The following is a 9,996-nucleotide window of genomic DNA, read 5'->3' as shown; positions in this document are numbered from 1 at the left end:
CGTTGCAAACGGTTAGCAATACAATCTTAGAACGAGAACAACAGCGGCTCACCCAAAAGTATGGCACCAATCATCCCAGAGTACAAAAGGTGATGCGCCGTTTGACTTACAACAAAGCAGCCAAACGCGAACTTGAGCGACAAATCGAAACCGCAAAAATTCAAGTGCCTGCGGTTAGTCGTCAGACCTGGATGGTCCATGGTCGAGTCTTTGCATCTCAGCAAAAAGGAATTGAAGGACTGATACTGTCGCTATTCGATGAACAGAACCGCTGGATTCGAGCCATCGAAATTGCCTGTACGGATGAGCGAGGATATTTTGCCATTCGCTATCCGATCCCAGACTCGTCCGCCGGGGTGGTTTCTCCAAAGCAGCCGTTGACGCTGACTGTGACCGATGGCGATCGCAAAATTCTGCATCAAGAAAAACGCCCCCTGTTTGTCAGGGCCGGTCTGATCGACTATCGAGAAATTATTCTCGACGGGGAACCCAAAGATATTGTCACCCCTGAACCTGAGGAGCCGACACCACCGACCGACCTGCCGTCCAAGCCGGTTCAGGTGCGCACGGTTAATGGCCCCTCTGCACTACAGGTGGGGCAAACAGGTACCTTTACTGCCGTAATTAAAGACAACAGTACTCCACCGGTCAAGCTGGTTTGGGACTTTGGCGATAATACGGGTGGTGACGGGCTCACGACGACCCACAGCTATACAAATCCTGGCACCTACACGGTTAAATTGACAGCGACCAATGCAGGCGGAGAAGATTCTAAGACGACGACGGTGACGGTGCGGCCTGTGCCAACGAATCAAGGCCTTTGGCAGGTGCGTGGCAGGATACAGGCTGCTGCTGGGCAACCGCTATCGTCGCTACGGGTGGGACTGCGCGATCAAAACGGTGAGGATCGATTCGAATTAGGCTCGGTTCAGCCGAATGATGCCGGTGCCTATGTGCTCAGATATTCCAGTGATGAGTTTAGCAAGCTATTTCAAACAAAACCTGATTTGTTTTTAGTGGTTACAAATGCCCAGGGAGAGGTTCTCTTTAGGGCGACTAATCCTTTTCAGCCCGAAGTGGGACAGGTTGATCAAGGTAACGTTGCCATCAATCGTACGGGGCGCAGGCGGACCGATAGAGGCGATGATCGCAGTAATCCACGGCGGCGGTAATAATGGAAGGTAGCTTTGTTGTAACGCCCCTAACTTACCCTATGGCATCCTATTCCAAATTTGCTGAGCTGTCTCCCACAACCTACGCCGATGCCCTGCTTGGGCGTGAGCAGTTTATGGACATGGGAATTCGGCAAATGTGGCCCCACATCCCTCGGATTGCAGGGCCAGCCTATACGGTGAGCTGTGCCCCAGGGGATAATTTGATGTTACATGCGGCAATCTATAGAGCAGAGCCGGGCTCAGTGATTGTGGTCAAGGCTGGCGATATGGACTATGCCATGTCGGGGGGCAATGTCTGTGCCACTGCCCAAAAAAGGGGGATTGCCGGATTTGTGATCGATGGTGTGATCCGGGATGTGGCGGAGGTCCGCGAACATCGGTTTCCAGTATTTGCCCGAGGTGTCATGCCGATTCCTGGCAAAAAGCAGGGACCCGGTACCCTGCAGAATACTATTATCTGCGGTGGTGTACAGGTAGAAGCAGGAGATATTGTTGTTGCGGATGAAGAAGGCATTGCAATTATTCCAGTGGCACAGCAGGACTCTGTGTGGGAGATTGCCCAGCGGCGGGCTGCCAAAGATTCGGTTCGATCTTTAGAAGATTGGGAGACTGAGCATCGAGCCAAGGTGCAGAAAGCTCTCAACACGATCGGATTTGGAGGGTAGGGCCATCAGAAAGTCATTCAGGGGCAACTAGCATGAGCCCTCACAACATCCTCAAACTTTCTCCTTACTCTGAAAATGTGGGGTAGCACTGGTTTAGCCTGCTATTGCCCCCGTTGGTTTGAGTCATATGTTGCCCATGGCTGATTCGTTTTCTAATTCATCCTCTGATACATCTGCTGTATTCCATATGGAGCAGGTGAGTAAGGTGTATGTCATGGGTGAAGTGCAGGTGCATGCCCTAGGGGCCGTGAGTTTAGACCTCTATGAGGGAGAATTTGTGGTGTTGTTGGGACCGTCAGGCAGTGGAAAGTCTACGCTGTTGAACATTTTAGGTGGGTTAGATGTGCCGTCGGGGGGGCAAGTCTATTTTCGTAACCAGGCGATGGATAAAGCGAATGAGCAATCACTGACCCGGTTTCGTCGTCAATCGGTGGGGTTTGTGTTTCAGTTTTATAACTTGATTCCTAGTCTGACGGCTCTGGAGAATGTGGCTCTGGTGACGGATATTGCCCAGCAGCCGATGCGACCGGAAGAGGCACTTGGTTTAGTGGGTTTGGCCGATCGTTTGGATCACTTTCCAGCGCAGCTCTCGGGGGGAGAACAACAGCGGGTTGCGATCGCACGCGCCATTGCCAAACGTCCCGAAGTGCTTCTCTGCGATGAACCGACTGGAGCCCTGGACTTTGAAACGGGTAAGCGAGTTCTAGAGACCTTGGAGCACGTCAACCAAGAATTTGGCACAACGACCGCTGTGATCACCCACAATGCCGGGATTGCAGCCATGGCCGACCGGGTTGTTCACATGCGCAGTGGCAACATTGCTGACATCAAGTGTAATGAGCAAAAGCTATCTCCGGCGGAGTTGGAGTGGTAGGTGCCCATGGCCATGAAAGCGCTAGACCGCAAGCTGTTACGCGATCTTCTCCGGATGCGAGGACAGGTGATCGCCATTGTGCTGATTGTCACCTGTGGCATGGCCAATCTGGTGACCATGATGAGCACCCATGGGTCGCTGCAGCTGACCCAGGCCACCTATTATGACCAGTATCGATTTGCCGATGTGTTTGTGCAGCTCAAGCGAGCCCCCAAGAGTTTGGTGTCTCGGTTTGAGGAGATTCCGGGAGTAGGAGCGGTGCAGACGCGGGTGGTACAGGATGTCACCCTGTCGGTGGAAGGTTTGGCGGAACCGGCTACTGGGCGTCTGATTTCGATTCCAGAGCGGCCTATGCCCATGCTCAATGACCTGTTTATTCGCGCTGGACGTTACCCTGAACATGGGGATGAGGTGTTGGCCAGTGAGGTTTTTGCCAAGGCCAACCAGCTAGAACTGAATGATACGGTTGGTGCCATTCTCAATGGCCGTTGGCAAACCCTACGGATTGTTGGTATCGCCCTATCACCAGAATATATTTATGAGATTCGGGGCACCGAGATTGTCCCTGATAATCAACGGTTTGGCATTCTCTGGATGCAGCAGCAGGCGCTGGCTACGGCCTTTGATATGGAGGGGGCGTTTAACGATGTCAGTCTGACGCTGATGCCGGGGGCCAGTGAAGCAGAGGTGATTTTTCAACTGGATCAAAAATTGGAAACCTATGGGGGGCTGGGGGCATTTGGCCGAGAGGATCAAATTTCCCATACATTTATCTCCGATGAGATTCGCCAGCTGTCGGCCCATGCTGTCTTTGTGCCGAGTATTTTTCTAGGCATAGCGGCCTTTTTGTTAAATCTGTTGCTAAGCCGCTTGGTGAGCACCCAGCGAGACCAGATTGCGGTGATGAAGGCGTTTGGTTATGACAATCTCACGGTGGGGCTACACTACCTAAAGCTAGTGATGGTCGTGGTGCTGCTGGGGGCAATGCTGGGCAGTGGTCTAGGCTGGTGGATGGGACGGGGGATGACTCGTCTGTATGCGGACTTTTATCACTTTCCTCTACTGCAGTATGAGGTGAGACCGCAGGTGCTGCTGACGGCGCTGTTGGTGAGTGTCGGGGCCGCTGCCATGGGGGCGTTTCTAGCGGTGCGACGAGCTGTGGCCCTACCGCCCGCTGAAGCGATGCGACCTGAGCCTCCGGCCACCTATCGGCCTACGCTGGTGGAAAAACTCGGACTGCAGCGTTGGTTCTCTCCCCCTAGCCGGATTATTTTGCGTAATTTGGAACGGCGTCCGGTGCAGGGTCTACTGTCGGTGGTGGGGATTGCGGTTGCGATCGCAATCCTGGTCTTGGGCCGATTCTTCACCGATGCCATGGATGCCTTGGTAGACATCCAGTTTCGCACCATCCAGCGAGAAGACATTACCCTCGTCTTTAACAATCCCCTATCCAATCGCGCCCAGTTTGATCTGTACAACTTACCGGGGGTATTGCGAGCTGAGCCATTTCGCGTGGTGCCTGCACGGCTGCGTTTCGGCCACTATCACAAGCTTAGCGGTATCAATGGGGTGGAGCCCACGGGGGAGCTACGTCGTCTGCTAGATAGCCATCAACGCCCCGTCACATTGCCACCCGAAGGAATTGTGTTGTCCAAGAAGCTGGCCAACACGTTGCAGGCTCACCTGGGGGACCGGCTGACTGTAGACGTGTTAGAAGGCGCGCGCCCCACGCGGACGGTGCCCGTAACCGGCATTTTTGATGAGCTGGTGGGTATCTCCGCCTATATGGACATCCATGCCCTTAATCGGTTGATGAGAGAAGGGTTTACCCTCTCCGGTGCCTATTTACAGGTAGACGCCCACCAGCAACAAACCCTCTATACCCAGCTCAAGCGCACCCCTGCCGTAGCTAGTGTCGCCCTGCGTCAAACCACCATTGATCAGTTCAACGACATTCTCACCAAAAGTATGGCTGGCTTTACCGTAGTGCTGGTGGGGTTCGCCTCGGTGATTGCCTTTGGGGTGGTGTATAACGCGGCGCGCATCGCCCTATCGGAGCGGGAACGCGAGCTGGCCACCCTGCGGATCATTGGCTTTACCAAAGGAGAAATTGCCTTCATCCTGCTGGGGGAACAGGCGGTACTGCTGACACTGGCGATTCCCATCGGATTTGCCTTGGGCTTTGGTTTGGCTGCTTTAATGACCAAGATTTACGACTGGGAGTTGTTTCGGTTTCCACTGGTCGTTACCCAGTCTACCTATGCCTTTGCCTTTGTGGTGATTGTGGCAGCGGCTGTGGCGTCCGGTCTGATCATTCGTCGCCAGCTCAACCAGCTGGATTTAATCGCTGTGCTCAAAACCCGTGAGTAAGGAGATTGCCCCATGGCCCAGGTTCAGAAACATGCCGCTAAGAATTGGTTTCGTGGTTGGACTAAAGATACTCCAGCTCAGGCGGTGAAGCGCCTTCCCCGCTGGCTGCCCTATGGTCTGGCCGGTTTGGGCATTGCCGTTTTGGTTGCTCTAGCCTTTCGACCAACGCCGATTCCGGTGGATGTGGGCACTGTGACGATGGGGCCGCTGCAGGTGACCGTCGATGCTGAGGGGCAGACTCGGGTGAAAGACCGCTATGTGGTCTCGGCTCCGGTGGATGGTCGGCTGTTGCGCATTGACCTGGACGCGGGGGATCCGGTGCAGACAGATGCGGTGGTTGCTCAGATTGATCCGCTGCCCCTAGATACTCGGGTGCGGGCAGCCCAAGCGCGGTTACAGCAGCTGCGGGCTGAGCTGGTGGGTGTGGATACTCAGCGACCTAAACCAGAAGCACTGGCCCAGGCAACTGCGCGTCTGCAGGCGACTCAGGCCACCCAGCAGGCGACAGTGGCAGAAGTAGAGGAAACGCGGGTGGCCCTGGAGCAGGCACGTCGCGATCGCAACCGAGCCCAGGAGCTAGAGTCTCGTGGTGCCATCTCTCGACAAGCCAGGGAAACAGCGGAACTGGAGGTGGATCGACTGGAGCAGGAGCTGGCGGCGGATGAGAAACGGTTGGGAAGTGCGATCGCAAACGCCACCGCTGTCCAAGAAGCCCTATCGTTGTTACGAGAAGAACAGCGCGATCCTGACTACTTAGAAGCTGCCTATCGGGCTCAAATTTCAGGTGTGGAGGCAGAACTGGCCAACCTAGTCGATGAAGCTCGCCGAACGACTATTGCGGCTCCCATTAGCGGAACGGTGTTGCGAGTCCCCGATGAGAGTGCTCGCTTTGTCCAAGCGGGAGATCCATTGATAGAGCTAGGAAATCCGGGGGAGCTGGAGCTAGTGATTGATGTGCTATCCACCGATGCGGTCCAAATTAAACCTGGAGATCAGATTATTGTTGAGCAGTGGGGTGGTGCAGAACCGTTAGCCGCCACCGTCAGCTATATCGAACCCGCCGCATTTACAGAAGTCTCTGCTTTAGGTGTGGAAGAACAACGGGTAAATGTGATTGGCACCTTGACAGAATCAGCGATCAATTCTTTAGGAGACCGCTATCGCATTGAGGCTCGCATTGTTATTTGGGCAGATGATAACGCATTGCAGGTGCCCGTTAGTGCCCTGTATCGCTGTGGTGAAACTTGGTGTGTGTTTGTCGTAGAAGACGATCGTGCCCAACCTCGTGAGATTGCTATTGACCATCGCAGTACCGTGGCAGCTGAAGTAACCAACGGTTTAGCAGCTGAAGAATCTGTTGTCTTGCACCCGAGTGAGCAACTTGAGGCAGGGCGTCAAGTTAAACCAAGATAGTGCGTTGAGCTGTCAGCAGTTTTTGTCCTCTTCCACTCCCCATAATTTCCTCAGCTTTTGGTCCTACGATAAAAATAAGGCTGCACTTGGGAGGTTACACACAGCTGTAGCCATTGAGCTGCCTAACAACGTTTCGTGGAGGTTTTACGATGACACTCACACGCTGGCAACCCTTCCGACAAATCGAACAGTGGGAACCTTTTAGTGAAATGGAAGCTCTGAGGAAAGAGCTAGATAAGTTGTTCAATCAGTTTACCCCCAGGCTTCAGGGTGATGAGAGCTTTGCCTTTATGCCATCAGCTGAGATGGATGAAACCGATACCGAGATTCATCTCAAATTTGAAGTTCCTGGTATGACAGCTGATGATCTCAGTATTGAGGTCACAGATACAGCTGTTGTCATTCGAGGTGAGCGCAAATCTGAATCCAAAACAGAACAAGATAATATTACTCGATCCGAGTTTCAGTATGGCAAATTTGAGCGGGTTGTTCCTCTAACCAGTCATATTGTCAAAGACGATGTTTCAGCCGAGTATAGCAACGGTATTCTCCGGCTAGTTTTACCAAAATCAGACGTTCCAGCTGCTAAAACTGTAAAAATCAAGGCCGCTACGTAGATTCAAAGGCTGCATCGCTGGTATTAGCACAAGCTGCCGATGCAGCCAGTTGATTGAGGTTTTGGGTGACGAGCTGGTTATAGCTGCGACCAAATGAGTTTGGTGCTCGGCTATCCAAATAGAGTTCCAACCTGACAAGTAAACTCTGGCAAAATAGGTGACATCAAACTGTCCTGTGCGAAGAGCGTGTTCACCAATTTCAATAAGCCCGCTTCTCGGCGGTAAACTTCTAACTGCTGGGCACGCCAATCTAAAATCCAATATTCTTGGACACCGCGTTCGCTATAGAGTTTTACCTTTGTCTCTCGGTCTCGTTCCTGGTTTTGTTTGCCCGCTGACAACACCTCTACCATTAGTTCTGGTGCAATGGTCAAGTGACCCTCATCATCCAATCCTATTGACAGGCGGTCGTAGCTAATCCACACAACATCTGGGATTACATTGTCGGCATCTTCAAAAATTACGCCAGGTGTAGGGACTGCTTCTCCAAGTTGACTAACATCAGACCAATCGTTGAGTACCCTAGCCACGTTACTAATGACCTTTTGATGTCTCCAGTGGGGCGCACGGGTCATAAGCAGTCGTCCATCAATAATTTCATAGCGATTGCTACTGTCTGGCAGCCGCTTTAGGTCTTCAGTGGTCCAACGAACTCGGTTGATAGACTGGGCCATAATAGCGAGAAAGAGCAGTGCTGAGTTTGTCATTCTACTCGTGGTTCTAGTGTAATGATACTAAAGCTATGGCTCGACCATCAAAGTTTTGAAAAAATGTGACTACCAGATGTGAATAGGATCAAATAAACTTCACCTGAGCCGGACTTCGACTCCGCTCAGTCCTCTACTAATTAAGCTCTAAATTTCTTCCAATGGGCTCCAATCACCGGAGAAGATAAACGATGCCCAGAAGTAAGGATGCTGATACTGGTCGGTTTCTAACAGGGATAGCTGAGCGCTGCGTAAGGCTTCACTGCGGCCCTGGCCATCTTTTAGATTTTGGTAGTAAAGCTGCATCAGCTCGCTGGTGCCATAGTCGCTCACCTGCCACAGGCTCATCAGCTGACTCTCAGCGCCAGCGGTGACAAAGGCACGGCGTAGACCGTACACGCCTTCGCCTGTCGAGGCTTCACCGACGCCGGTATCGCAGGCGGAGAGAACGACTAGCTTAGTGCCATAGAGGTTGAGTCCCGAGGCTTCAAGGGCGGTGAGAACGCCGTCTTCGCTGCCGCTGCTGCGCTGGTTGAAACCTGCTAAGGCCAGACCGGACCGCAGCAACGGGTTTTCGGTATTGCTGGGAGTGGCCTGAGTAGGGTGATTACCTGTCGGTGTAGGGGATAGACCAGCTCGGAAACCGCGACTATTGGGATCGAGGGGTATAAAGCGTTCGACATCTTCTAAAAAGAAGCCATGGGTGGCAATGTGGAGAATGCTGGGAGCATTGACTTGCTTAAGGGCGTTTTCGGTGGCGTTGGTGCCGGTGAGAACTGTTGCATTGTTGAGTAGGGGGGCAATAGCTTCGGCCTCGGCAGCGGTGCCGGGAAGAGGGCCAAATGTCAGGTTTGTTATGTCTATGGAACGCTGGTTATTTTGTTCTTCGTTGCTCTTTGCCACAGATTTTTGGGAGACTTGGGTAGAAGTGTCGGAACTAGCGTAGTCTGGGTTGGCAAGAATGACGGGGTCTTGCTGGCTAGGGGTGTCGAGCTGGAGCCGCAGGAGATCGCGACCGGAGTTGAGATAGGTGATTTGGTAGTCTTCGATCAGGTAGCGATTGTCTTCAGTGACAAGGGCCGCAAAGGGGATGAGGTTGAGCTGGCTATCGGGGGAGAGAAGAATATGAGTGTTGTCGCCGAGCAGTGGACGGATAGGGGCCATGACTAGCTCGTCGAGCTGGCGGGCGATAGTTTGAGCATGTAGGGAGCGGGTGCCGAGCGCGCGACGGAAGTCGGCTACTAGGGCGTCGATGGGGGCAGCTTCACCGAGGTCGATAGCTTGGGGTTGGCCATTTACGGTGAGAGTATAGGCAGCGTAGCGAGGTGGGGCTGACCATCGGTTTTGAGGGTCTTCAAAATTGAAAGGATTGTAGCGAACTAACTCCACTAGAGCGGTGCTCTCAGGAATAAGCGATTGAACGGCGTTTATTGTGGCAGGCTGGGATTCGATGCGGAATTCAGCACTGTGGCGAGATAGGGAGGTTTCTAACTGTTTAGCTTGGGCTTCTAAATTTGTGAGCAATGTTCGGTATTGTTCTGGAGAACGATTGCCCAGACCAGAGAAGCGCAAAGCGGATATCTGAGTCCGAATATTATAGAGATTGCTAAGGAGAGATTGCTCCTCTGGGGGAAGTTGAACTCTAAGCTGTTGAAAAGAGCTGGTGACAGAGTCAAGGATACGGCCCTTACGGCGGAAAATAGTCGTAAGGGCAAGGTTAGTTGTATTCGTTAGATCGTTTGTCTGTGAGCCTAAGGAGACAAGCATATCAGTTGTTCCTTGAAACGTATTGAGGTAGAGCTGGCGTTCGGTTTCTGGAGATGATATAAGGGTGTCCGATAGGCTAGTTTCTTCAATTTCAGCTGCTCGCCGAAAAAAGTCAATGGCTTGTGCTGAATTACCTTTGGAGTTGTACAACACGGCTAGGCTGTTAAGACTTTGTGCGACATCAGGATGCTCAGGTCCTAGGGCAGCTTCACGAATTGCTAAAGCCCGTTCGTATTGAGGTAGTGCTTCAGCATAGTTACCTTGGTCGTGATACAACCTGGCTAGATTATTGAGGCTGGTTGCGACATTAGGATGTCCAGGTCCCAGGGTGGCTTCACTAATTGCTAAGGCCCGTTCGTATTGAGGTAGTGCTTCAGCATAGTTACCTTTGGATTTGTACAACAAAGC

The 9,996-nt window shown here is 52.6% G+C and carries 8 protein-coding genes; 6 read left to right on the top strand and 2 right to left on the bottom strand.

The window, feature by feature from the left end; all coding sequences use genetic code 11:
* From IQ260_RS21225 to IQ260_RS21200, 6 genes are all read left to right on the top strand, one after another.
* Positions 1 to 1,172 (top strand): PKD domain-containing protein (locus IQ260_RS21225; RefSeq protein WP_193995090.1); only part of this gene is annotated, 1,172 nt, incomplete at its 5' end.
* A gap of 41 nt (positions 1,173 to 1,213) precedes the next feature.
* Positions 1,214 to 1,840, top strand: coding sequence for an RraA family protein (locus tag IQ260_RS21220; protein ID WP_193995089.1), 627 nt, complete (start codon positions 1,214 to 1,216; stop codon positions 1,838 to 1,840).
* A 136-nt stretch (positions 1,841 to 1,976) separates the two neighbouring features.
* A complete protein-coding gene (locus IQ260_RS21215; RefSeq protein ID WP_193995088.1) occupies positions 1,977 to 2,714 on the top strand; it encodes an ABC transporter ATP-binding protein in 738 nt (245 codons plus the stop codon).
* Positions 2,715 to 2,726: 12 nt separating this feature from the next.
* The gene (locus IQ260_RS21210) at positions 2,727 to 5,084 is read left to right on the top strand and encodes an ABC transporter permease (RefSeq protein ID WP_193995087.1); all 2,358 of its coding nucleotides are present in this window, start codon (positions 2,727 to 2,729) and stop codon (positions 5,082 to 5,084) included.
* A gap of 12 nt (positions 5,085 to 5,096) precedes the next feature.
* Positions 5,097 to 6,497, top strand: a complete 1,401-nt coding sequence (locus tag IQ260_RS21205; protein WP_193995086.1) for an efflux RND transporter periplasmic adaptor subunit — start codon at positions 5,097 to 5,099, stop codon at positions 6,495 to 6,497.
* Positions 6,498 to 6,646: 149 nt separating this feature from the next.
* The gene (locus tag IQ260_RS21200) at positions 6,647 to 7,114 is read left to right on the top strand and encodes an Hsp20/alpha crystallin family protein (RefSeq protein WP_193995085.1); all 468 of its coding nucleotides are present in this window, start codon (positions 6,647 to 6,649) and stop codon (positions 7,112 to 7,114) included.
* A 110-nt stretch (positions 7,115 to 7,224) separates the two neighbouring features.
* Here the strand turns inward: IQ260_RS21200 and IQ260_RS21195 are convergent, their stop codons facing one another.
* Both IQ260_RS21195 and IQ260_RS21190 read right to left on the bottom strand, forming a co-directional pair.
* The gene (locus IQ260_RS21195) at positions 7,225 to 7,821 is read right to left on the bottom strand and encodes a Uma2 family endonuclease (RefSeq protein WP_228016322.1); all 597 of its coding nucleotides are present in this window, start codon (positions 7,819 to 7,821) and stop codon (positions 7,225 to 7,227) included.
* 147 nt (positions 7,822 to 7,968) lie between these two features.
* Positions 7,969 to 9,996, bottom strand: a 2,028-nt coding sequence (locus tag IQ260_RS21190) for a CHAT domain-containing protein (RefSeq protein WP_193995084.1), incomplete at its 5' end; no start/stop codon positions are given.

The organism is Leptolyngbya cf. ectocarpi LEGE 11479 (assembly GCF_015207065.1).
GTDB lineage: Bacteria > Cyanobacteriota > Cyanobacteriia > Phormidesmidales > Phormidesmidaceae > Leptothoe > Leptothoe ectocarpi.
Note: the sequence above shows the minus strand (reverse complement) of the source record. Positions and strands in the feature narration are given on the sequence as shown.